Origin of the sequence: Nonomuraea sp. NPDC049269 (assembly GCF_043197155.1) — a bacterium.
Taxonomy (GTDB): domain Bacteria; phylum Actinomycetota; class Actinomycetes; order Streptosporangiales; family Streptosporangiaceae; genus Nonomuraea.
In genome coordinates this window covers 58832-80944 of the sequence record NZ_JBICSO010000014.1, presented here as the reverse complement: position 1 = coordinate 80944, position 22113 = coordinate 58832, and the positions used below count along the sequence as shown (strand labels likewise).

23 protein-coding genes are annotated in these 22113 nt (G+C 70.5%); 13 read left to right on the top strand and 10 right to left on the bottom strand.

Annotated features, from left to right (window positions below):
- Positions 1-280: 280 nt before the first annotated feature.
- From ACGFNP_RS56220 to ACGFNP_RS56185, 8 genes are all read left to right on the top strand, one after another.
- Positions 281-1819, top strand: a complete 1539-nt coding sequence (locus ACGFNP_RS56220; RefSeq protein WP_358332513.1) for an XRE family transcriptional regulator — start codon at positions 281-283, stop codon at positions 1817-1819.
- Entirely contained in the window at positions 1816-2331 is a 516-nt protein-coding gene (locus tag ACGFNP_RS56215; RefSeq protein ID WP_358332511.1) for a GNAT family N-acetyltransferase, read from the top strand. The genes ACGFNP_RS56220 and ACGFNP_RS56215 overlap by 4 nt, the downstream gene beginning before the upstream one ends.
- Positions 2332-2637: 306 nt before the next feature.
- Entirely contained in the window at positions 2638-3846 is a 1209-nt protein-coding gene (locus ACGFNP_RS56210) for a DMT family transporter (RefSeq protein ID WP_393332700.1), read from the top strand.
- A gap of 197 nt (positions 3847-4043) precedes the next feature.
- The gene (locus ACGFNP_RS56205) at positions 4044-5759 is read left to right on the top strand and encodes a tetratricopeptide repeat protein (protein ID WP_358332505.1); all 1716 of its coding nucleotides are present in this window, start codon (positions 4044-4046) and stop codon (positions 5757-5759) included.
- 2 nt (positions 5760-5761) lie between these two features.
- A complete protein-coding gene (locus tag ACGFNP_RS56200) occupies positions 5762-6217 on the top strand; it encodes a hypothetical protein (protein ID WP_358332502.1) in 456 nt (151 codons plus the stop codon).
- A 56-nt stretch (positions 6218-6273) separates the two neighbouring features.
- Positions 6274-7428, top strand: coding sequence for a pyridoxal phosphate-dependent aminotransferase (locus ACGFNP_RS56195; protein WP_393332697.1), 1155 nt, complete (start codon positions 6274-6276; stop codon positions 7426-7428).
- A gap of 77 nt (positions 7429-7505) precedes the next feature.
- Entirely contained in the window at positions 7506-8288 is a 783-nt protein-coding gene (locus ACGFNP_RS56190; protein WP_393332695.1) for a hypothetical protein, read from the top strand.
- A gap of 20 nt (positions 8289-8308) precedes the next feature.
- Positions 8309-9052 carry an MBL fold metallo-hydrolase gene (locus ACGFNP_RS56185; RefSeq protein ID WP_393332692.1) on the top strand — a complete coding sequence of 248 codons (744 nt, stop codon included), beginning with the start codon at positions 8309-8311 and terminating at the stop codon, positions 9050-9052.
- 11 nt (positions 9053-9063) lie between these two features.
- Here the strand turns inward: ACGFNP_RS56185 and ACGFNP_RS56180 are convergent, their stop codons facing one another.
- From ACGFNP_RS56180 to ACGFNP_RS56170, 3 genes are read right to left on the bottom strand one after another with little or no spacing between them, the layout of a single operon-like run.
- Complete coding sequence (locus tag ACGFNP_RS56180; protein WP_393332689.1) at positions 9064-9516, bottom strand: NUDIX hydrolase; 453 nt, start codon at positions 9514-9516, stop codon at positions 9064-9066.
- A 19-nt stretch (positions 9517-9535) separates the two neighbouring features.
- Positions 9536-10168 carry a DUF47 domain-containing protein gene (locus ACGFNP_RS56175; RefSeq protein WP_214637371.1) on the bottom strand — a complete coding sequence of 211 codons (633 nt, stop codon included), beginning with the start codon at positions 10166-10168 and terminating at the stop codon, positions 9536-9538.
- A gap of 22 nt (positions 10169-10190) precedes the next feature.
- Positions 10191-11129 carry an anion permease gene (locus tag ACGFNP_RS56170; RefSeq protein WP_393332686.1) on the bottom strand — a complete coding sequence of 313 codons (939 nt, stop codon included), beginning with the start codon at positions 11127-11129 and terminating at the stop codon, positions 10191-10193.
- A 92-nt stretch (positions 11130-11221) separates the two neighbouring features.
- On the opposite strand from ACGFNP_RS56170, the gene purU reads away from it, so the two are divergent.
- Positions 11222-12073: a formyltetrahydrofolate deformylase gene (gene purU / locus ACGFNP_RS56165; protein WP_358332483.1), complete on the top strand. Its 852-nt coding sequence runs from the start codon at positions 11222-11224 to the stop codon at positions 12071-12073.
- Positions 12074-12082: 9 nt separating this feature from the next.
- Here purU and ACGFNP_RS56160 read toward each other — a convergent pair whose 3' ends face one another.
- Positions 12083-13075, bottom strand: coding sequence for an NADP-dependent oxidoreductase (locus tag ACGFNP_RS56160; protein WP_393332682.1), 993 nt, complete (start codon positions 13073-13075; stop codon positions 12083-12085).
- A gap of 100 nt (positions 13076-13175) precedes the next feature.
- Between ACGFNP_RS56160 and ACGFNP_RS56155 the strand changes: the two genes are divergently transcribed.
- Entirely contained in the window at positions 13176-13847 is a 672-nt protein-coding gene (locus tag ACGFNP_RS56155) for a TetR/AcrR family transcriptional regulator (protein WP_393332972.1), read from the top strand.
- 227 nt (positions 13848-14074) lie between these two features.
- Here the strand turns inward: ACGFNP_RS56155 and ACGFNP_RS56150 are convergent, their stop codons facing one another.
- The 4 genes from ACGFNP_RS56150 to ACGFNP_RS56135 form a co-directional block, all read right to left on the bottom strand.
- Entirely contained in the window at positions 14075-14500 is a 426-nt protein-coding gene (locus tag ACGFNP_RS56150; RefSeq protein ID WP_358332477.1) for a PPOX class F420-dependent oxidoreductase, read from the bottom strand.
- A complete protein-coding gene (locus ACGFNP_RS56145) occupies positions 14497-15285 on the bottom strand; it encodes a DsbA family protein (RefSeq protein WP_393332678.1) in 789 nt (262 codons plus the stop codon). Before ACGFNP_RS56145 ends, ACGFNP_RS56150 begins: the two co-directional genes overlap by 4 nt.
- A 76-nt stretch (positions 15286-15361) precedes the next feature.
- The gene (locus tag ACGFNP_RS56140) at positions 15362-16507 is read right to left on the bottom strand and encodes a helix-turn-helix domain-containing protein (RefSeq protein ID WP_393332675.1); all 1146 of its coding nucleotides are present in this window, start codon (positions 16505-16507) and stop codon (positions 15362-15364) included.
- Positions 16508-16515: 8 nt separating this feature from the next.
- Positions 16516-18579, bottom strand: coding sequence for a prolyl oligopeptidase family serine peptidase (locus tag ACGFNP_RS56135; RefSeq protein WP_358332465.1), 2064 nt, complete (start codon positions 18577-18579; stop codon positions 16516-16518).
- A 278-nt stretch (positions 18580-18857) separates the two neighbouring features.
- On the opposite strand from ACGFNP_RS56135, the gene ACGFNP_RS56130 reads away from it, so the two are divergent.
- From ACGFNP_RS56130 to ACGFNP_RS56120, 3 genes are all read left to right on the top strand, one after another.
- Positions 18858-19367 (top strand): HNH endonuclease, encoded by a 510-nt coding sequence (locus ACGFNP_RS56130; RefSeq protein ID WP_358332462.1) that lies wholly within the window; start codon positions 18858-18860, stop codon positions 19365-19367.
- A 78-nt stretch (positions 19368-19445) separates the two neighbouring features.
- The gene (locus ACGFNP_RS56125; RefSeq protein WP_358332459.1) at positions 19446-20255 is read left to right on the top strand and encodes a GNAT family N-acetyltransferase; all 810 of its coding nucleotides are present in this window, start codon (positions 19446-19448) and stop codon (positions 20253-20255) included.
- A gap of 9 nt (positions 20256-20264) precedes the next feature.
- On the top strand, positions 20265-20462 hold the full coding sequence (locus ACGFNP_RS56120; RefSeq protein ID WP_214637382.1) for a zinc ribbon domain-containing protein: 198 nt from the start codon (positions 20265-20267) through the stop codon (positions 20460-20462).
- Between the two features lie 121 nt (positions 20463-20583).
- On the opposite strand, the gene ACGFNP_RS56115 is transcribed toward ACGFNP_RS56120, so the two are convergent.
- A complete protein-coding gene (locus ACGFNP_RS56115) occupies positions 20584-21489 on the bottom strand; it encodes a serine hydrolase (protein WP_393332670.1) in 906 nt (301 codons plus the stop codon).
- A gap of 81 nt (positions 21490-21570) precedes the next feature.
- On the bottom strand, positions 21571-22053 hold the full coding sequence (locus ACGFNP_RS56110; protein WP_358332453.1) for a WYL domain-containing protein: 483 nt from the start codon (positions 22051-22053) through the stop codon (positions 21571-21573).
- Positions 22054-22113: the final 60 nt, after the last annotated feature.

Genomic DNA, 22113 nt, shown 5'->3' with positions numbered 1-22113 from the left:
TTGCTGGTGGGCCAAAGATGACTCAACTCGGCTGAGCGCGCAACGACGCGTTTCCGCTTCCGGGGAGCCGCTTCTCCCTCGTGGGATGTAAGAAACAGTCCGCTGGAGGACGATCCTTAACCACAACCTTCAAGAAGGCGTTTCCAAGGCGTCAGCAATGGGCCATAGTCATTGGTAGGCACAGCGCGACCTGAAGGCTACGCTCGGTTAGCAGTTGCGGACCGACGGGACATGCGTGAGAGGGGCCGGGATGTCCGGCAGGCAGCACAGAGAGACGGAGATGGCGCGGCGGATCCGGGCCAAAGGGCTCGCCGCCGGGCGCACCTCCGCTCAGATCGCTGAGGAGATCCACGAACACTGTGGGCCCCAGTTCGGCACCACCAAGATCAAAGGGCATCGTCTCGCGCACGGCATCGCGCTGGCCGACGTCATCGAGCAGGTCAGAGCCCTGTTCGATCGGGACGCCAAGGCCCCGCCCGGCATCGGCGAGACCCTGCTGTCCGCCTACGAGAGCGGGCTGAAACGGCCGGGTCCCGAATATCTCCACTACCTCTGCTCGGTCTACCGGGTCGAGCCGGGCGCCCTCGGTTATGACGGTCCGTGCATCTGCGGCCATGGCCACCGGATGCCGGGGGTGCTCGGAGCCGATGTCAAGGAGCGCGCCCACGCCGGGAGCAACTCCCCGCGCGAGCTGCTGGTCCACCCGCAACCGGACACGGTCCCGTCCCCCTCCGACGAGGAGGACGAGAACATCCTGCGCCGCACGCTGCTGAAGCTGCTGTCCAACAGCACCCAGACCGCCAAGTTCGACGGCGAGGTGCTGGGCGCGGCCGAGGGCATCAGGCGGCGGATGGACAACATCCTCGTGTCGGCCACGGTCTCTCCCGCCATGCTCGACCAGTGGGAGGAGGCCACGCTCGCCTTCGGCCGGCAGTACACCACCACCGCGCCGCTGCGGCTGCTGTGCGACGTGCTGCTCGAACTCAGCGCCGTACGCAGCGCCATGTCCTTCCGCCAGCCCATCGACCTGCAGGAACGCCTGTGCCGCATGGCCGCGCAGCTCGCCGGGCTGAGCGGCATGATCATGATCAACCTCGGCGACCACCGGCTGGCCCGCGCGTTCTTCCGCACCGGCCGCACGGCCGCCGACGAGACCGGCGACCGCGCGCTGCGCGCCTGGGTGACGGCCCGCGAGGCGCTCGTCCCGCTCTACTACGGCGACGCCCGCGAGGCGCTCAACCTGGCCAAGAAGAGCCGCGACCTGGCCGGCCAGACACCGTGTGCCGCGCAGGCCATGGCCCCGGTCGTCGAGGCCCGCGCGCTGGCCATGATCTCGGGCACCGACAGCAAGAAAGAGGTCGTCGACCAGGCCAAACGCGCGCTGGCGCGGGCCAGGAACGCTTTCTCGCACATGAAGTCACACGAACGCGAGGACATGGCCTTCGGCTACACCGAACGCCAGCTGTACTTCTACCAGGGCGACGTGCTCACGAAGCTCGGCCAGACCCTGGAGGCCGAGGTCGTACTCGACCAGGCCCTCGACAAGTACCAGGATCACATCATCGACCAGACGTTGATCAGGCTGGACCGCGCGCAATGCCGCCTGATCGAAGGGGAAGTCGGGGAGGCCGCCCGCATGGGCACCGAGGCGCTGAAGCTCCTCGGCCCTGAATACCGCACCGATTTCATCATGCGCCCGGCTGTCGCGCTCGAACAGTCGATCAAGGCGCGGGACGCTAATCATCCCGACCTGGCCGCGTTCCAGGAAGAACTGCGTCCTTCTGAGCTGGCCATCGGGGAAGGGAATGGCGGTGCATGAAGCTGAAGATCCGGCGCTATCGCTGGTCTGACCTTGACACCATCCTCGCCCTGCATCAGATCTGCCTCGCCGAGGTGGGACTGGCGCCGGGCGACGGTGTTTACTACGACGACGACTTCCCCCGCATCCAGGAGCTCTACCTGGCGTGCGGTGGCGACTTCCTCGTCGGCGAGCTCGGCTCGCGGGTCGTGGCCATGGGCGGGCTGAGACCCATCGACTCGGAGACGGCCGAAGTGTGCCGGCTACGGGTCCATCCCGGCTTCCAGAGGCGCGGTTTCGGCGCCACCATGCTGCTGGCTCTGGAAGAACGAGCGGTGGAGCTGGGATTCCACCTCGTACGCGGCGACACCACGCTCAACCAGGAAGCCGCCCTGGCACTGTACGAGCGGCACGGTTGGCGGGAGATCTCCCGGCGGCGGGTCGGCGACCTGATCGTCGTCTACGGCGAGAAACGCCTCCGGCCGGGCAGCGGCCGGCTGGCCGTCGAGTCGGCGGACGCGCTGGAGTCGTAGCGCCGCACTCGCCCATCCTCGCTCTCTTATTTACGGACATGCCCTTACGCGGCCGTGCCCGCCCGTGCCTATGCACGGTCGGGCACGCTCCGTAGTCATGCCGTGGGTGCAGGTGAGCGGATGTGGCGGAAATAGTGCACTGAACACTCCTGCGGATACGGATGTACGCAACTGCGGGTGAGGCTCGTTCCTCTCGGTGGTAGAGGAACATCACCGGCTGCTGGCTGTACACCGACGGCTGCTGATTGTAGTGAGATGCTTTTTGGCATGGCAGTCGTGCCCGCTCCCCGACCCCTCACGGGAGCCGTGCTTCTGTTGTTCGTCAGTGCCGCATGGGGGTCGGCGTTCCCGCTGATGAAAGATCTCATCCTGCGGTTACCCGTCGAGGACCTGCTCGCCGAGCGATACGTCCTCGCGGCGTTGACGCTCTTTCTGATCCGGCCGCGCAGTCTCTGGCGCCTGTCGCGGGACACCTGGATCAACGGGGTCATCCTGGGCATCATGTTCGGGGTCGGACAGTGTGCCCAGGCCATCGCGCTCGACAGTCTCCCCTCGGCCGTATCGGGATTCGCCGTCGGCTGCAACGTGGTCATCACCCCGATCCTGGCCCTGGTGATGTTTCGGGTCAGGGTGCCCCGCCGGGTCTGGGCGGGGGTGGGGCTGGCCCTGGCCGGCATGACCGTCTTCACGCTGATGCGCGGCACGGAGGGCCGGGAGATCTCCGTGCTCGCGCTCGGGGTGACGCTCGCCGCCGCCGCGCTCTACTCCGGCCACACCCTGCTGCTCGCGCGGCTCTCACGCGCCGAGAAGGCCTTCGACGCGTACGCGCTCACCGTCATCCAGCTCGCCACCATCGGCGCCATGAGCGGCGTGCTGGCGGTGCGCGACGGGATCGCTGTGCCCGCCACCCTGCCCGACTGGGGGATACTCGCCCACCTGTCCGTCGTCTCGTGCGCTCTGGGCTTCCTGGCCCGCTCGTACGGCCAGGCGCACGTGCCCGCTGTCCCCAGCGCCGTGCTGATGTCGTCACAGCCACTCTGGGTGACGGCGATCGCGGTGATCTGGTTCCACGAGCAGGTGGGCCCGAGCATGATCGTGGGCGGCGGGCTGATGGCGGTCGCGATGCTCCTGGCGGTGCCCGGGAGGGGCTCACCGGGGGACGGGCGCGACCGGTCTCTGATCATGGCGAGCCGGAAGGCCAGGAAGGTGCTGGCCGACCTGAAGATCAAGCGGGACGACCCGCTGAAGTTAGAGCGGTCCGTGGTGTCGTACCCCACGAAGAGCGCATGTGTACGCCCTGAGGCGTGCCCGTGGAACGCGCATGCGCACAAGGGGACAAGGGAGCCCAGTCTCGATCGGTTGATCGAACAGGCCATCAACATCGTCAAAGCGAAGAATCTCTCTCACGAAGGCTGCCAGTCGATCGACCTCTCCGGCCGTTGTCTGTGCGCGTTGGTCGAAAAATCTGGACACAAGAGGACGGTGTCAATCTCCCGTTGGTTTCGGTCCCAATAGGCCACTAATTGCAGTCAAAAAACAAGAGGTTCTTATTGATGCACCGCCCACTTATTCGCCATAAATCTTGATATTCGCTGAAGTGTCCGATAGTGGTGAATATTAACCCACAGTGGAAGGTGTATCATGAAGCGCATCGCCGTCCGCAAGCCTGGCACCGCGAGGCTTGCCGGGACCTCCAGTGTCATCCATAAGGGGTGATCGAGCATCTCAGGGCTCGGGGGGCGCCGCCCGCCCGATGGGAGGCCGTTGAGCTGCTGATGCCGGTGATCAACGGGCACAGACGACCGCACGGTCCCTACACCGTCGGATCCGCGCTGCTGCACCACCTGGTCCCGGCCGCCCTGGACAGCTCCAAGGATCTCGTGGCGGCCCATGACATCGAGATCCGCGCGGCGGCACCCGGTTTATGTGACCGGGTGCCGGCTCGAAGGATGTCCTTGGACGCGGACCTGGCCGATGACGAGCGCATTCTGGTGCCCGCGCCGCGCCGGTCGCTGCGGCTGGCCAACGGGATCGCGGAGTTCGTCCGCGCGGTGGTGCCGCCCGGCAGCGCGCTGGCGGTGTCCAACGCGGCCGAGGCCGACCCCACCGATACCGAACTGCTCGACGTGATGATGCGCCGGATCCCGCCGGACATCTTAATGATCATGGTTTACGCCGACGGCCCGCAACCTTCCGAGGATGCGCGTGACGTCGATGAGCTGCGCGAACTCGTCGACCATTGCACGAGAGAGGGTTTCCTGCACGCGCTGACCGAGCTGGGGCAGCGCGGGCTTTCGCTCACCGAGCCGGGCAGCGAGCGGTGGTGGTTCTTCGCGCAGCGCACCGCGACCGCGCTCGGCGCGCTCGGCCAGACACTCGAGGCCCGCATCCTGTGGGAGGCCGCCCGCCGGTCGAGCCAGGATCCCGCCGTCCACTCGGCCAGCGCGTACGGCACCGCCATGCTCGACGCCCGCCACCCCGACGCCGCCCAGCGCGACCTGGGCCGGGCCGCGGGCTGGATGAACCAGGCGATAGCCATCTCCAGCCTGCTGCCCGACCCCGTGGAACGCGCCTTCAAACTCGGCTTCGACCGCAACGGGCTCGCGCTGATCGAGCTGCGGCGGGGCCACCCCGACGCGGCTCTCGCCCTGGTGGAGTCGGCTCTCGCCCTGGCCGACGAGCTGGGGGAACGGCACCCGGTGCACCGGATGGTGCTGCTGGCCAACCGCGCCCAGCTGCTGGCGACGCTCGGGCGGGACAAGGAGGCGCTGGAGGAGTACGGCGCGGCCATCGCGATCGACCCGTCGTTCCCCGACTACTACCTCGACCGAGGCAACCTGCTCTACCGGCTCGGGCGGCACGGGGAGGCGCTGGCCGACTACGAGCGGGCGATGCTGGCCGGACCGCCGCTGCCCGAGGCGTACTACAACCGGGCCGAGCTGCGCATCGTGCGCGAAGACTTCGCCGGTGCACTCATGGACCTCGGCCGGGTGATCGAGCTGGACCCGGCCTACCTGGACGCCTACATCAACCGGGCGGGCCTGCTGGCCATGCTGAAGCGGGACGAGGAGGCCAGGGCCGACGTGACGATCGGGCTGGCCCAGTCGCCCGGCAACCCGTACCTGCTGGTCGTGCTGGGCCAGCTGGAGACCGCGGCCGGACGGCTGAGCGAGGCGCGCCGGGCGCTGGACCTGGCCGTCGAGGCGGCCCCCGAGCTGGCGGCGGCCTGGGGCAACCGGGGCGTCCTGCGCTACGAGGCGGGCGACTGGGCGGGCGCGTTGTCCGACCTGACGCGGTCCATCGCGCTGGAACCCGGCCAGCCCGCCCTCTACGAGAACCGCGCCGTCGTGCATCGCGCCCTCGGCCACCCGGCCGAAGCGGCGGCCGACGACGAGCAGGCGGCCCGTCTCCGGTCGACCAGTATGTAGGCATGCCGAAGCAACGGGCGGCCAGGGCGGCCGCCGTCTACGCCGCCTTGGGTGTTCTCTGGTGGGCCACCGCCCGCATCGGATGGACGGCCATCGGCTGCGAGGACTGGAACTGCCTGCCCCCTGCCCTCGGCACCCTCCTGGTGATCACCGTGGGCACGTTCGCCTTGTCGGTCGTGGCGCTCGATCGGGCGGAGGTGCGGCCGGCCTTCCGGGTGGCCTGGGTGACGGCGGCCATGCTGTTGCTCGTCGGGCTGGTGGGTGAGGTGCTCCCGTCCTGGTCGTCCAGGTTCGCCCACGTGGTGACGGCGGCGGTGGCGTTCGCGGTGGCGGGCGCCATGGCGGCCTTCGTGACGGACCGGGAGGTAGCCAGGGGCAGGCGGCTGCTCGTCTCGGCCGGCGTGCCGGCTCTCGTGTTCGGCGCGATCGCGGTCGCCTGGTGGTGGCGCGGCCCTTGACACGGGGGCCGGTCTGGGAGAACGTCGTTCCGTATACGGAACAGTGGAGGTGTGTCATGCGACCGAACTCCCGCTTCGCCCAGGTTCAGCCCATCGGCCTCGACGAGGTCGCCGCCGCGGCCGGGACAGATCCCGACGTACTCCGCCTGGAGAATCTCGACACCGACGTCCCGCCCCCACCCCTCGCCGTGGCCGCGACCACGCGGGCACTCGCGGAGGGGACGGGCAACAGCTGGCTGCCGCTCACCGGCCTGCCCGTGCTGTGCGAGGCGGTGGCGGCCGAGCTACGCCGGCGCACCGGCCTCGACTACGACCCGCTGAGCCAGGTGGTCATCACCTCCGGCGGCACGTCGGCGGTCATGCCGACGCTGCTCGCCACGACGGAGCCGGGCGACCCCGTCGTCCTCACCGACCCCACCTACGCCGGCCTGTTCCAGCGCGTACGGCTGTCCGGCGCGCGCCCGCACCTCCTACCCCTGACGGTCGATTCCGGCCGCTGGCGGCTCGACCGGGACGCCCTCGGCCAGGTACGCGAGGCGGCGGCGCTGCTGCTGATGAGCCCTTCGATGCCGTCCGGCGTGATCTTCTCCCTGGAGGACTGGCAGGCGATCGCGGAGACCTGCGCCCGCACCGGGGCGTACCTCATCTACGACGCGGCCATGGAGCGGATCGTCTTCGACGGGCAGCCGCGGATCAACCCCTGCCAGGTGGACGGCCTGGCGGAGCGGACGATCACGATCGGCTCGGTGTCGAAGGAATACCGCATGATCGGCTGGCGGATCGGCTGGATCGCCGGCCCGGCCGACATCATGGCCCGCATCAGGGTGGCGGCCATCTACAACACGACGGTGGCGGGCGGCTACGCGCAACTCGGCGCGGCGGCGGCGCTCGCCGACCCGGCCGGCGCGGGCGTCGACGAGGCGGTGGCCGAGTACCAGGCCCGCCACGACACCGTCATCGCCCAGCTGTCCGGCCTGCCCGTGGTGCGGGCCGGTGGCGGCTGGTCGTGCCTGTTCGACGCGACGGCCGTGGGCCTGACGGCGCCGGAGCTGTCCGCCCGGCTGCTGGACAAGGGCCGGATCGCCGCCACGCCGATGACCGCGTGGGGCGAGACGGTGGCGGGCCGGCACGTCCGGCTCGTCTTCAGCGCCGAGCCGGTCAAACGCCTGTCCGACCTCCGAGCCCGCTTCGACGCCGCGCTGGAGGGCTGAGCACCCCGCGACCCGCCGGACACGGAGTGGTACGAAAGGGCGCTGGCAGGTCACCCACTACGACTACGGTTGAACCTGTGTCCTTCGACGAGCTGTTGCGTGACCTCCAAGAAGGAGCCAGTGCCCAGGCGGCGGGCATCAGGCGTGGCTACGGCGGCCCGCCCGCCCGCGCCGTGAGCGTCCGCTCCGGCCTGGCCCGGCTGCGCTGCGCCTCGCTGCTCAAGCCGCTGTACGCGTGGGTGACGGCCGCGCACTTCCCCGACCCCGAACGCTGGCGCCGCCACGCTGAGCCGGCCGTGGTCGTCTCGTCCAACTCCGACACGCTCAATCTCTGGCTCGCGGTCGGGCCCCGGGTCATCCTGGACGACATCTACCAGCGCACGGGCGTCGGCTGGGCGCCGCCCAACGGGGACCCGTCGAGGTTCGGCTCGGTGGAGGTGGCCGCCGACGAGGTCGCCACCGCCTACGCCGCGCTCGCCCAGGCCGCGGCCGCCGGCGACCCGGTGGCGGGCACGATCCTCGGGTGGATGCGCGAGGTCACGGGCGAGCAGCAGTTCGGCGCGCGTGAGGCGCTCCGCTCGTCGGAGGCCGGGATCAAGTGCGGCTGGTACGGCGCCCCGGACGAGGCCGTCCTGCGCACGCATGCCGTGGCGGTGCTGCCCAGGGGCGGCACCCGGGTGACGGTCGTGGTGGGGATGACGGCGCAGCCCTACACCGACCCGCGGGAGCGGGAGATCTACCGGGCCCGGGTGACCGAGGGGCTGTCGGTGGAGGGCGAGCACGAGAAGGTGGCGGGCGGGCTGCTGCGCGGGCTGATGCTGACCACGCTGACGGAGCTGGGCCACCGCCGCGCGTCCTGAAGCCGCTATGTTTCCTGACCATGGTGCGAATCACGGTGCTTGGCGGCTGCGGGGCGTGGCCCGCGGCCGGGCAGGCGTGCAGCGGCTACCTGGTCGAGCATGAGGGGTTCCGGGTGCTCATCGACCCCGGTTACGCCACGCTGCCCAGGCTGCTGGCCTCGACGGCCGCCGAGGAGATCGACGCGGTGCTGGTCACGCACGGCCACCCCGACCACTGCGCCGACCTCAACCCGCTGCTCCGGGCCCGCGCCCTGGGCGACGCGCCGCCGGCCGCCCTGCCGGTGTACGCGCCGCCTGACGCTCTCACCGCCGTGCTCGCGCTGGACAAGGCTCGCATGCTGGCCGGCAGCTTCCTCCTGTACGACCTGGCTCCTGGCAGGCCGTACGAGATCGGGCCCTTCCGCCTGGACACCTGGTCGCTTCCGCACCATGTGCCCAACGCGGGGCTCCGGCTGACCGGCGGCGGCCGGGTGGTCGCGTACACGGGCGATACCGGGCCCGCCCCCGAGCTGGCCGAGCTGGCGCGGGACGCCGACGTGCTGCTGGCCGAGGCGACCTATCCCGAACGGGTGCCCGACGAGGACGCGCCCTATCTGTCGAGCGCCCTCGACGCGGGCCGTACGGCGGCTCGTGCCGGTGTGGCCCGGCTGGTGCTGACCCACCTGTGGCCGGACAGCCTGCCCGAGCCCGCGCTGGCAGCGGCCGCCAAGACGTATGGCGGCGAACTCGCCGTGGCGACGGGCGGCCTCACCCTGGAACTGTGACCGTGCCGTCCTCAGGCCGGGGCGGTGAGCTCGGCGATCACTTCGGCCAGCTCGGGCGGCTGGAGGCCGTGCGGCAGCTCGTCGGGGGTGAACCACCGGTAGCCGAGGTAGGCCCGAGCCTCCTCCTCGGTGAGTTCACCCGGATCCACCTCGGGGGTTCGCCTGGCGAAACAGGCCAGGTAGAACGGCTCGGTCTTCACGTACCGCACGCCGAGCCAGGTGAAGTCCCGATGGACGGGCACCCATCGAGCGGAGACCGCCGCCCCCGGCAGGCCGGTCTCCTCGGTCAGCTCCCGGGCGGCCGCCTCCAGGGGCGTCTCGCCGGGGTCGATCCCGCCACCCGGCGGCTCCCAGAGCGCCTCGCCACTGACGTGGTCACGCCACCGCAGGAGCAGCACCCGGCCGTCGGCGTCCACGCAGACCACCCGCGCGGCGGGACGGTCACTGCTGATCTGGGCCTCCACGTGTCCTCCTGTCCAGGGGTCAGCGTTTCATGGCGCCGTCCGCGATGGCGTCGGCGGCCTCGCCGATGGCCACGCCGACGATCTCCAGGCGGCGCACCAGCTCGCGTTCCTTCATCGCGTTCGCCGTCAGCTCGCCCGAGAATATGCGGGCGATCTCGTACTGGTACATGCGCCTGATGGAGCCGCCCGTCTTCTTCGCCGCCAGCGCGTCGTGGACCACGGCGGAGGGGTGCGAGGCGAGGACGCGTACGGCGTTCTCCAGGGCGTCGATGCCCTCGATGACCTGGTCGAGGAGCGGCGTGAAGCGGATCTGGTCCGGCACCCGATACAGGTAGGACTCCCGGACGAAGTCGCGCAGCGAGTCCAGGACGTCGTCGATCGAGCGGGAGAGGCGGAACAGGTCCTCCCGGTCGATCGGCGTGACCAGGGCCGACTTGAGCTCCTCCACCAGGTGGCGCCGCTCCTCGTCGCCGAGGTGCTCGATCACGCGCATCTTCTCGTGCGCGCCCGTCCTGCCCACCTCTCCGCCGATCATGGCCATCGCCAGCCAGGCGCCCTCCTTGGTCGCCGCCAACTGGCCGAGCAGGGCCTCGCTCAGCGCGCTGTCCATGTGTCCCGACATCAGCGCCCGGATCCGCCGCAACCGCTTCACGCCCAGCCCCCTCTCCCCGCGTTCAACCCGTCAGCGCCTTCACCACGTACGCCGCGACCCCGGCCAGCAGCGCGCTCGCCGGTAGCGTCAGCAGCCAGGCGCTGACGATCTTGACGGCGGCGTACCAGCGGACCCGGCCGGCGCCCTGCGCCACGCCGGCGCCGATCAGGCCGCCGGCGATGGCCTGGGTCATGCTCACCGGCATACCCAGTGCCGAGCAGGCGATCACCGCCGTACCCGAGGCCAGTTCGGCCGTCACGCCGTGCAGGGGCCGGGAGACGATGATCTCCCGGCTGAGCGTGCGTCCCGCCCTGGGCAGGCCGTAGCCGGCGCCGAGCCCGAACAGCAGCGCCCCCAGCGAGGTGTAGGTGAGCGGCGCGTTCGAGAAACCCATCGCGATCATGAAGATGGCGAGCATCTTCTGGCCGTCGTTGGCGGAGTAGGCGATGGTCTGCAGCAGGAAGCCCGCCCAGTGCCAGCGCGGCAGCCCGCGGCTGGTCGTCACCTTGACCAGCAGTTGGATCACCACCCAGGCCAGCAGGCCGCCCACGACGGGCGCGGCCAGGCCGAAGGCCAGCACCAGGGCGACCGACCCGGCCGAGACCGGCAGTCCCCAGCCGAGACCGGCCCCGGTGAGGCCGCCGACGATGGCCAGGGTGAGGCTGGTCGGGCGGCCTATCGCGCTGAGCGTCATGACCACGATCAGCGCGGCGACCACCGCGACCGACATCGCGATCTTCGCCTCCGCCCCATGGAACGTGGCCAGCCGATTCACGAACGTCAGCGCGACCCGATGGGTGACCAGCGGCACCAACGCCACCAGCACCACCAGGGTGAGGATGCCGACCGCGGGACGGATCGCCGGCAGCTTCAGCCCGGTCGCGAGCAGGGCGCCGCCGTCGTTCATCCCGGACACGAACGCGAACAGGCACGCGATCGCGATCAGTACGGCGGATTCCAAGGGCGCTCGCTCCATGAGTAGGCCGGCGAGAGGTACTCTGCCCAGGTCAGCCAGTAGCCACCCCACGATCCTCTGCCCGCGAGAGTGAAACCATGACCTCTGCCGAGTACATCCTGACCCTGTCCTGCCCCGACCGGCCCGGTGTGGTGGCCGCCGTCTCAGGCCTGCTGGCCGGACGCGGCTGCAACATCATCGAGAGCCAGCAGTTCGGGGATGAGCAGGCGCGGCGGTTCTTCATGCGGGTCCAGTTCGCGGCGCCGGTGCCGGAGGACGACCTGCGTACGGCCTTCGCCGCCCTGGCGCCGGAGTTCGGCATGGAGGTCAAGCTGCGTGAGGTGGCCAGGAAGCCGCGCGTGCTCATCATGGTCAGCAAGTTCGACCACTGCCTGAACGATCTGCTCTACCGCGTGCGCGCAAAGTCCCTGGACATCGAGATCGTCGCCGTCGCGTCCAACCATCCCGACCTCCGGCCCCTGACCCAGTCGTACGGCATCGACTACCACCACCTGCCCGTCACGCCCGAGACCAAGGCCAGGCAGGAGGGGGAGGTGCTGGCGCTGGTCGAGCACTATCAGGTGGACCTGGTGGTGCTGGCGCGATACATGCAGGTGCTGTCGGAGGATCTCTGCGAGAAGCTGGCGGGCCGGGCCATCAACATCCACCACTCGTTCCTGCCGTCGTTCAAGGGCGCCAGGCCGTACCACCAGGCGCATGACCGGGGCGTCAAGCTGATCGGCGCGACCGCGCACTATGTCACGTCGGACCTGGACGAAGGCCCGATCATCGAGCAGGAGGTGGCGCGCGTGAACCACAGCCACTCCCCGCAGGACCTGGTCGCGATGGGCCGGGACGTGGAGTGCGTCGCGCTGGCGCGGGCCGTGAAGTGGCACGCCGAGCAGCGGGTGCTGCTCGACGGCCACAAGACGGTCATCTTCCCCCGCTGACCCGTGACCTCATGACCACATGACGACGAGCTTGCCGATCGTGTGGCTGTTCGCGAGGTCTGCATAGGCACGCGTGGCTTCTGCTGGGCCGTAGCGGTGGGTGACGGTGTTCGGCAGGGTTCCGCGTACGGCCAGCGCGGCCAGTTCGTCCAGGTCGCCGGGGGCGGCCCGGGTGTAGACGGTGTCCACCCGAACGTCGGGGAAGGCCGCGGGGTCGGGGCTGGGGAAGGCGATGTTCAGCAGCCGCCCGCCCGGCCGGATGGCGCGGGCCGTGCCGACCAGGGCGGGGCCCGACTGGGCCAGGTTGACCAGGGTGTCCACGCCGTCCGGGTGGCTGCGCAGGGTCTCCGCGCCCGGATCGGCCGAGCGGTAGTCGATCACCTCGGCGGCTCCCAGCGCGCGAACGTAGGGCTCGTCGTCGGGTATCGCGGTGGCGATCACATGGACGCCACGCGCGGCCAGCAGCGGGACCACCGCGCCGCCGACCCCGCCGGCCGCGCCGATCACGAGCGCCTTCATGCCGCGCGTGAATGTTCCGGCGCGCAGCAGGGGCAGGGCTGTCAGGCCGGCGATCGGGAGAGTGGCGGCCTGGTCGGCGGGCAGGTCCGGCGGGCGGTGGGCCAGGGCCGGCGTGTCGGCGTCGAAAATCGCGTATTCGGCCATGGTGCCCGTGGTCAGGGAAGGCGGTGTGGCGGAGAGGTCCGCCATGGCCTTGGCCCCGTAGGGGAGGCCGAAGCCGAATATTTCGTCCTCTGGGGTGAATCGGGAGACTCCTTCGCCGACGCCGGTGACCGTACCGGCGAAGTCGCTGCCCGGGACGTGCGGGAACACCAGCGGAGCCATCTCCCGCATCACCCCGCTCAGGGTGCGGAGGTCGGCCGGGTTCAGTCCCGCGGCGGTGATCCGCACCCGCACCTGGCCGGGGCCTGGTTCCGGTGCCGGGAGGTCTTCCGTCGCCAGTACGTCCGCTGACCCGTACTGCCGTGCCACCAATGCCCGCATGAGTGTCTCCTCGCTTAACCGGACCAGTTGGTCATGTTATGAGCGTTGAGCATAATATGACCGTACGGTCCGGTTGCGATAGGGTCGGTTCGTGGGGACGATGCGGGCCGATGCCATGCGTAACAGGCGGTTGCTGCTCGACGCGGCTGCCGCGGAGTTCGCGGAGCATGGGATGGACGTTTCGGTGGCGCGGATCGCGGTACGGGCCGGGATCGGCAAGGGGACCGTGTTCCGCCACTTCGCCACCAAGGAGCAGCTCATTACGGCGATCTTCGCCGACCAACTCGACGGCCTCGCCGCCACCGGCGAGGCGCTCCTGCGGGGGACGGAAGCGGCGGCGGGTGTGGATACGGGCGCGGGTGTCGGTGCGGGGCCTGCAGTGGCGCGTGGCGCGGACGCGTTGCTGGCGTTCATGAGCGCGGGCGTGGAGGCGCAGGTCGGCGATCGGGCCTTCTGCCAGGCGGCGGGGGCGATCGCGCGGGCCGATCCGCAGGTGCGGCGGGCCAGTCAGCGGCTGGCGGCCGTCGCGGAGGCGCTCACGGCCGAGGCCAGGCACGACGGGTCCGTGCGCGACGATGTCACCGGGCACGACATCGTGCTGCTGATCAACGCCGCCTCGCAGGCCACCGCGCCACTCGGTGACACGGTGCCGGGGCTCTGGCGGCGCTATCTCAGCATGATGTTCGATGGGCTGCGTCCCGCGGCCGCTCACCCGCTCCCGGTCCCCGCTCCGGAGGAGACGCACTTCACGGCGGCTGCGCGCCACGCCTGAGCGGCCGTTGAGGATGCGTCGGGTGTCGAGGGCGCGTCCGGCGTGCGCGGCTGCTCAGGGCGCGTCGCAGGGCCGGACACGGGTGCGCGGTTGCTCAGGGTGCGTCGGGGATCGGGCGGAGTGAGCGGTCACTCAGGGCGCGTCGGGGGACCGGGCGGGAGTGAGCGGTCACTCAGGGCGCATCGGGCATGGGCGGAGGATTGGTCCGGGGCCCTTGCGCCGTGCCGTCAGACGTCGCGGGCGGAGAGGGCGTACGTGTCGCCGTCCAGGCCCCAGGTCAGGACGCGTCGCGGTCGGATGCCGATCCACGCGGCGTCGAACGGGAACCCGGCTCCCAGCCGCTCACCCAGCTTCTCGCCGCCGTCGAGGTGCGTCTCAGCGAGGCCGCGGATCTCGATGCCCCGCGGTGTCCACGGATCGACGGACGCCAGGTCGTCGACCACGAGCGCCACGTCCGGCCGAGCCCTGGCGTCGCGGAACTTCTTGCTCGCCACCATGTCCGCGACGCTGCCGATCACGATGACCTCGGTCTCGGGGTCGTAGAAGACACCCACCGGCGTCACGTGCGGCCCGCCCCCGGCGCCGACCGTGGCGAAGCGACCCAGCGGCTGGCTGGTCAGGTACGAGATCTCCACCTCGGTGAACGTGGTCACGCCCCCTCCCGAGATCCCCGAGAGCCGGTGCGGGTCGTGGCGGCCGACCGCGACACCGGGTCGAGAGACTCGACGGCCGGCCGCGCCGCCGGGTCGAGGGCAGTGGCGGCCGGTCGCGGCTCGTGGCCGGGGGACATGCTGGATGACCGCCGCAGGGCGGCGAGCAGGGTGGCGGTGTCGGGCGAGCCGCTGAGCGGCTCGGCGCCGGGGAAGACGAAGGTCGGCACCGCCGTGATCCCAGACGCCCGCGCCGCGGCGACCTGCTCGCGGACCTCGGTGACGCCTTCCGCCGAGGCGAGGAACTCCCCGGTCCCCTGTACGCCGGCCCGCGCCGCCGCGTTGCTCAGCACGGCGTGGTCGCCGAGATCGCCGCCGTCACGGAAGTGCGACTCGTACAGCGCCGTAGCGAGCGTCGCCTGAGTCCCCGCGCCATGCTCCCGCAGCGCGAACCACAGCAGCCGATGCGCGGCGAACGTGTTGACCGCCACCGCCCGATCGAACCGATACTCCACCCCTTCCTTCGCCCCCAGCCCGGTCATGCCCGAGGTCATCAAGGCCGCCTGCTCATGGCCGAACATCTCGGCCATCGTCTCCATCAGCGGCCGAGCGTCCTGGGGGGCGTCGGCGGCGAGCTGGTACGGCAGGTGGACGAGCTCGGCGCCGCCACCGAACTCCTCCACCGCACGGTGGAAGCGGTGCGTGCCCAGTCGGCACCAGGGGCACGCGAGGTCGGCGTACACCTCAACCCGTATGGGACGGCCGATGGCCGTTGTTTCGCTGGTCATACGCCCAACCTGCCGGTCCCGGCGCGGGTGAGGAAGGCCGCGTCAAGACGGGCACCGGCAGGGCCACCCAAAGGGCTTAAGGGCGGTAAGTCCCGAAGTACCAGACGTTCCCCTCGGGATCCGCGCAGGCGTACTCGCGCGACCCGTACGGCTGATCGGTGAGCTCCATCGTGATCGTGGCCCCGGCGGCTTGGGCGCGGGCCAGGTGCGTGTCGGGGTCGTCGACGGCGATGTACATCCCGGGACCGCCCGGCCTGCCCTCCCCGACCATGATCAGGTCGTCCCCGACGAGGAGCTCGGCGTGGGTGACCACGCCCTGGTCGTTCTTGGACGCCTCGTGCACCCGGAATCCGAAGGCGGCGGTCAGGAAGTCGATGGCCTTCGCGCAGTTCTGGTAGCGGGCCAGGGCGTAAACAGTTCGTGTCATGCGGTCAGTATCAGACGGGGCAGCCGCGGGTCTTGGACGAATCTGACCGGGCGTCGTGTCGCCCAGCACCCTGAACTCGCGGTTCATGTGCGCCTGGTCGTAGAAGCCGCAGTCGGCGGCGACGCCGGCGATCGCCCGGCCGGACTGGAGCAGGCGCAGCGCGGACTGGAAGCGGATCACCCGGGCGGCCGTCTTCGGCGTGAGGCCGACCTGGTCGTGGAAGCGGGCGACGAGATGGCGGTGGCTCCAGCCGAGCGACGAGGCCAGCCACGACGGCCCCACGCGGCCGCCTGAGGAGAGGAGCCGCGCCCACGCCCACGGAACCTCCTGGCCGAGCTCCGGCCCGGCCAGGATGCGCTCCGTCAGCAGCCGGTCGGTCAGGGCCAGCCGCTCGGGCCAGGACGCCGTCTCGCCCAGCCGCTCGACGGCCCTGCGGGCCCAGGCGCCGAGCAGGTCCTCGATCGGCACCACGAGGTTCGTCAGCTCCCGCATCGGCACCCCGAACAGCCGCCGCGCCCCGAACGGCGTGAGGGACACCTGCACGCCCTCGGCCGGGCCGAGCGTGCGGGTCACGGTGAAGCGGTCGCTGAGCCCGCCGGTGAACGACGTGACGCGCGCCTCGCCCACCCCCATCGCCGCGCCGAACCCGAGGATCAGCACCGCACCTGGCATCGCCGCCTCGGACCGCGTCAACGGCGAGGCGTAGTGCTCCCGGTACGCGGTCAGCCGCGTCACGTACGGACGCAGAGCACCGCTGGGGACGGCCCCCATCATGGCCAACCCCAGCATGCTCATATTTCCGACTATAGGCCGGTGTGCCTGGCCAGGAACGTCAACGTGTCAGCCGACAACTCGACCGACCGGCTGATCGAACGGGCGCCATGACCCACCTCGGTCTCGTTGCGCAGCACGATCGGCCCCGCACCCGTGGACGCGTGCTGGAGCGCCGCGCACATCTTCCACGCGTGCAGCGGATGCACCCGCGTGTCCGACTGGAAGACCGTGAACAGCGTCGCGGGGTAGGCCACATCCTCGCGAACATGGTGATACGGCGAGTATCCCAGCAACCAGCCGAACCCCTCGGGATCGGCGGCGGAGCCGTACTCGACGTTCCAGGTCGCCCCCAGCCCGAACTGCTCGTAACGGATCATGTCGAGCAGCGGCGCGGAGCAGGCGACGGCCGCGTACAGCTCGGGACGCTGCGTCAGCGCCGCGCCCACCAGCAGCCCGCCGTTGGAGCCGCCGGAGATCGCCAGTTGCTCGGGCGTCGTCACTCCGGTCTTGATGAGGTGCTCGGCCGCGGCGTGGAAGTCGTCGAAGACGTTCTGCTTGTTGCCCAGCATGCCGGCGCGGTGCCAGTCCTCGCCCTCCTCGCCGCCGCCGCGCAGGTTGGCGATCGCGTAGACGCCGCCCGCCTCCACCCAGGCGAGCACCGACGCGGAGTAGCCGGGGGTCATCGACAGCCCGAAGCCGCCGTAGCCGTACAGGATGGTCGGACGCGGCCCGTCGCCGTCGACCGGCGAGATGACCAGCATGCGGACGTCGGTGCCGTCCTTCGACCGGTAGACGACCTGGGAGGTGCGCACCGGCGGGACGTCCACCGCGCCCGGTGAGGCGGCCCAGAGCGTGGTCTCGCCGGTCCTGGCGTCATAGCGCTGGATGGTCGGCGGCGTGGTGTTGTCGGTGTAGCCGAACCAGGCCTCGTAGCCGCCTTCCGGACGTTCGGAGATGCCGCCGATCGAGCCGAGGCCGGGCGCGGGCACCTCGCCGATCCGTTCGCCGGTGGCCAGGTCGTGCACCGTGATCTCACTGATCGCGTGGCGGGTCCAGCCCACCAGCATGACCGGGCGGTCGAGGTCGTCGAGGATCGCGAAGTCGGACAGCACCGCCTCGGCGTCCTCGGGGATCAGGTCGCGCCAGGCCTCGACACCGGGCGTCGCCGGGTCGGTGACGCAGATCCGGGCGCGCGGCGCGTCGCGGTCGGTGTGGACGTACAGCTTGCCGTCGCGGCCGAACGAGAGCCCCGTCTGGGCGTCCACGCCCTCCTGCACGACCTGGAGATCGGGCCGGTCGGGCGGGGACGCGGTCAGGTCGGCCACCCACAGGTCGTTGCGCGGCGCCGTGCCCTCGCTGGCGGAGATCTGCAGCCAGCGGCCGTCACGTGAGACCGAGACGCCGTAGTAGTTGGTCATCTTCAGGCCTTCACCGAAGATCATCACATCGTCTTCGGTGGACGTGCCGACGCGGTGCAGGTAGACGCGGCGGTGGAACTGCGACTCGCCCTCCGGCAGCTCCGTGCTCGGCAACCGGCGCACGTAGTAGAACGCCTCGCCGCCGGGCAGCCAGGCGATGGGGGAGTAGCGGCACCGGTCGATCGGGCCCTCCACCCGGGCGCCGGTGGCCACGTCCATGACATAGAGGACCGACTCCTCGTTGCCGCCCACCGAGATCTGGTAGGCGAGCAGGCGGCCCTCCTTGTCGGGTTGCACGGCGTCCAACGTGGTCAGGCCCGACGGGTCGAGCGCCATGGGGTCGATCAGCGCCCGCTCCGTGCCGCCGGCTCCGTCGCCGTCGGAGACGTAGTAGACCGCGTGTTCCTGGTCCGGCGTGCGGCGGCTGAAGAAGTGACGCGTGCCGCGCCACGCGGGCACCCCCACGGAACCCGACCTGAGCAACTCGGCGATGCGGTCTTTGAACCGCTGCGGCTCGCTCTGCCGCTTGAACAGGTCGGCCTGCGCGAGCAGCCATCCCTGTGTCTCCGGGCTGTCGGGATCCTCAAGCCATCGATAGGGGTCCGCGACGGGAGTGTCGTGCAAAATCTCGTCGCTTTCCGCGCGGCGTGCTGTGGGGTAGGGCTCTCGCGTCATGCCCGAACCCTACTGCCATGCAGCGTGCGTAAAGCCCTGGTGAAGTGGGCATAAAACGTACCGTGCGTCCCTCTGGTCATTCCGGCTGGGGGTTATGGGGTGGCGGGGAGCATGCGGTAAACGTCAGACTTGGTGATAGGACGGTGCCGTGGTGACCATCCGCTGGACCGTCCGGCGGAGGTCCACGTGACGGAAGCACCAGTGCCCCAGGAGGGGCCGACAGCCGGGACATGCCACGGCATGTCCCCCTTGATACCCATGCAGCAGGGAGAGGCCCGATGACGCGCCAAGTCCTGCTGCTCAACGCCACTTACGAGCCACTCACCACCCTCTCGCTGCATCGGGCCATCGTGCTGGTGCTGCGGGACAAGGCCGACATCGTCCATCGTGACGGCCGGGGCGCGGTCCTGCGCTCCGCGACCTGCACGCTGGACGTCCCCTCGGTGATCCGGCTCCGCAGATACGTCCGTATTCCCTACCGGTCTCGCATCCCCCTGACCAGGGCCGCGCTCATGCGGCGCGACGACTATCGCTGCGCCTACTGCGGCATGCGGGCCGAGACCATCGACCACGTCGTCCCCCGGTCCAGGGGCGGCCCCCACACCTGGGAGAACTGCGTCGCCTCGTGCACGCCGTGCAACCACCGAAAAGCCGACAAGTTCCTGGAGGAGCTGGGGTGGACGCTACGCGTCGCCCCGGCGGTGCCACGGGGCGCTCACTGGCGGCTCATCGGCGCTTCGCTCGTCGGCGACCCCCAATGGGCGCCCTACCTGGAAGCCGCTGCCTGACCTTCGGGCCCGGATCCCTGGGATCCGGGCCTGAAATGTCTTTGTCCGGCTTCGCGGCTCCTGGCAGGATCCCAGGACATGTGGACCTTCACCACCGACGTTGAGGAGTACGCGGCCGTCGCCGAGGCGTTCCTGCTCGCCGACCCCGTGGGCAACACGGTGCCGCTGACCGTGCTGGCGAACATCCGCGCCGGAATGCCGGCCGACGACGCCTACTTCGGCTGGTGGACCAGCGGCGGTGAGGTCCGCGGGGCGGCGTTCCGCACCCCGCCGCATCCGGTCGGGCTGGCCCGCATGCCGGTCGAGTCCATCGCGCCGCTGGTCGAAGCCTTGAAGGGGGAGATCCCCGAGGTCATGGGCCCGCTGGAGCTGACCGAAGCGCTCGCCGAGGCGCTCGGCGAACCCGGCTCCGTGCTGTCGGAGCGCCTCTACCGCCTCGGCACCCTGACCATCCCCGACACGGCGGGCCGCGGCCGGCTTGCGGAGGTCTCCGACTTCCCGCTGCTGGTCGCCTGGTTCCTGGCGTTCGGCGACGAGGTGGGGCTGGGGATCGGCCGGGACCCCGCTCAGCAGGTCCAGCAGCGGCTGGCCGGTCGGCAGCTCTTCCTGTGGGAGGCGGACGGGGCCCCGGTGTCGCTGGCCGCCCTGTCGCCCGCCGCGGGCGGGGTCTGCCGCATCGGGCCGGTGTACACGCCGCCGACCCGTCGCAGGCGTGGGTACGGTGCCGCGGTCACCGCGTTCGCCAGCCAGGTCGCGCTGGAGACGCGCTGCGAGCAGGTGGTGCTCTTCACCGACTTGGCCAACCCGACGAGCAACGCCGTCTACCGGTCGATCGGCTACGAACCCGTCTCCGACTACGCCCAGGTGAGCTTCGGATCTTTGCCGTAGTCTTTGGGCATGCCGCGCTATGACTTCCGCTGCCGTGCCTGCGGGTCGACCTTCGAGGTGACCCGTCCGATGTCCGCCTCCGACGAGGCGGCCGCGTGCCCCGAGGGGCACGACGACACCGTCAGATTGCTCTCCACGGTCGCCATGACCGGCGGCGCCGCCGCCCCGCGCTCGGGCGGGTGCTGTGGTGGGGGGTGCTGTAGTTAGCTGCGGTGGGTTGCTGTAGTTGATCAGCGCAGCCTGGTTTGAGGCTCCTTTTTACGGCCGGCCCGGTGAGCCCCACCCGCCGCACGGGGCTGGCGTCTGTCCAGGGACACGCTCCTCCGGTTCACCGGCCGAGCGCCGTGACGTGCGCACGTGCACCGGTGAATCCCTTGACCGCCAGGCCGGCCACGCGTTCGACTGTCGTGATGCCCGTGGGCATGTCCGGACTCCGTTCCGACAGCACGGCGATCAGAAGTTCGTGGTCCGCCACGAGCAGGCGGCCCACGCTGTTGATCGTCCACAGGCCGCCGTGCGCCTCGGCGGGCAGCCAGCCGTTCTTCAGGGCCACCTTGCCGCCTGCGGCGCTGACACCCCAGGCCTGGTCCGGGGCCACGGACGACATCAGGCCGAGCGCGTAGCGGCGGTTGGCGGCCGAGACCGGACCGTCCGGGTCGGTGAGCACGCCGAGCACCTTCACCTGATCTGACGGGTTGCTGCGCGTCGAGCCCCAGAACCGTCCGGCGCCGGGATACGTGTCGCGCACGCCGAGCCGGTGCAGGGTTCTGGTCAGGCCCGCCTGGCGGCCGATCGCCACGTAGAGATCGTGCGCGCACTCGTTGTCGCTGTAGCGGATCATGCGGTCGGCCAGCGCGCGCTCGTGGGCGTCCAACTGCCGGTGCTCGCGCTGCGCCTGCAGCAGCAGCGCCAGCAGGATGTCCACCTTGGCCACGCTGGCCAGCATGAACGGCTGCCCCTCGTGGAAGGCGTATTGGACGCCGGTGGTCCTGTCCTGCACCGAGACCGCCGTCCGGCCGGGCCGCCCTTGCAGGTAGCGATCCAGCGCCAGGTCGAGCGACTGGCGCGCGGCCTTCGGCAACTGGGCGGCGTTGGACACCTGGATGGCCGCGGCCCCACCGCCGGGCAGCCGCTCAGGAGCGTCCGCCATCGCGGGAGGAGCGCCGGCCACGCCGCCATTGGCGCAGCCGGACACCCCGGCCACCAGAGCCAGCAGGATCCCTCGAAGAAGCATGAGCGGGAGCCTGCCACCCGCCGCGCCAACGGCTGGGGTGCGGAGGGTCAAGGCTCGCCCAGGTCCCCGGCAGGGAGCTGCTTACGCGGCGCGAGCCCGCTTGCGCCGCTGGAACGGCAGGAACCGGTCGGCCAGGTGCGGCCGGGAAGGAGTCAGCGTCGGCTCGACCGCGAGAATCCGGTCGAAGCGGAACGCCCGGATGGCCCGCCGCATCCGGCAGACCCCGACGAGATACCAGTATTCGCGATGCACCAGACACGTCACGGGCTCCACATCGCGAGCCGTGACATGTCCGGAGGCATCCCGATAGTGCAGGCGAACCATCATGCGGCTGGTGATGGCATCCGCGATGAGCCTGGCCCGCGACGCGATGTCCACGGGCAACGGTTCGGTGAGCGTCGTGAGCGTGGTGGCGATGACGTCGTCGTCGAGCTCTAGATGCTCGAACGCGTGTTGCAGACCGCGCCTGGCGGTGACGGCCTGCGGACCGGACCCCAGATGAGCGAGGGACAGGGCGAGGGCAGCGATCTCGGCGGTGGTCAGCGGGCGAGTGTGAGAGTTCACGCCTGTAGCCATACCCCCACATTAGAGACGACCACCGACAGTTTTCGAAAGCCTGTACGC

Bases quoted from the DNA above. Each gene is read 5' to 3' on its own strand.
- ACGFNP_RS56185 (WP_393332692.1), top strand. From the start codon at position 8,309: ATGGTGCGAATCACGGTGCTTGGCGGCTGCGGGGCGTGGCCCGCGGCC.
- ACGFNP_RS56135 (WP_358332465.1), bottom strand. From the start codon at position 18,579: ATGACGCGAGAGCCCTACCCCACAGCACGCCGCGCGGAAAGCGACGAG.
- ACGFNP_RS56125 (WP_358332459.1), top strand. From the start codon at position 19,446: ATGTGGACCTTCACCACCGACGTTGAGGAGTACGCGGCCGTCGCCGAG.
- ACGFNP_RS56200 (WP_358332502.1), top strand. From the start codon at position 5,762: ATGCCGAAGCAACGGGCGGCCAGGGCGGCCGCCGTCTACGCCGCCTTG.
- ACGFNP_RS56215 (WP_358332511.1), top strand. From the start codon at position 1,816: ATGAAGCTGAAGATCCGGCGCTATCGCTGGTCTGACCTTGACACCATC.
- ACGFNP_RS56160 (WP_393332682.1), bottom strand. From the start codon at position 13,075: ATGCGGGCATTGGTGGCACGGCAGTACGGGTCAGCGGACGTACTGGCG.
- ACGFNP_RS56195 (WP_393332697.1), top strand. From the start codon at position 6,274: ATGCGACCGAACTCCCGCTTCGCCCAGGTTCAGCCCATCGGCCTCGAC.
- ACGFNP_RS56115 (WP_393332670.1), bottom strand. From the start codon at position 21,489: ATGCTTCTTCGAGGGATCCTGCTGGCTCTGGTGGCCGGGGTGTCCGGC.
- purU (WP_358332483.1), top strand. From the start codon at position 11,222: ATGACCTCTGCCGAGTACATCCTGACCCTGTCCTGCCCCGACCGGCCC.
- ACGFNP_RS56155 (WP_393332972.1), top strand. From the start codon at position 13,176: ATGCGGGCCGATGCCATGCGTAACAGGCGGTTGCTGCTCGACGCGGCT.
- ACGFNP_RS56140 (WP_393332675.1), bottom strand. From the start codon at position 16,507: ATGAGCATGCTGGGGTTGGCCATGATGGGGGCCGTCCCCAGCGGTGCT.
- ACGFNP_RS56120 (WP_214637382.1), top strand. From the start codon at position 20,265: ATGCCGCGCTATGACTTCCGCTGCCGTGCCTGCGGGTCGACCTTCGAG.
- ACGFNP_RS56220 (WP_358332513.1), top strand. From the start codon at position 281: ATGGCGCGGCGGATCCGGGCCAAAGGGCTCGCCGCCGGGCGCACCTCC.
- ACGFNP_RS56130 (WP_358332462.1), top strand. From the start codon at position 18,858: ATGACGCGCCAAGTCCTGCTGCTCAACGCCACTTACGAGCCACTCACC.
- ACGFNP_RS56145 (WP_393332678.1), bottom strand. From the start codon at position 15,285: ATGACCAGCGAAACAACGGCCATCGGCCGTCCCATACGGGTTGAGGTG.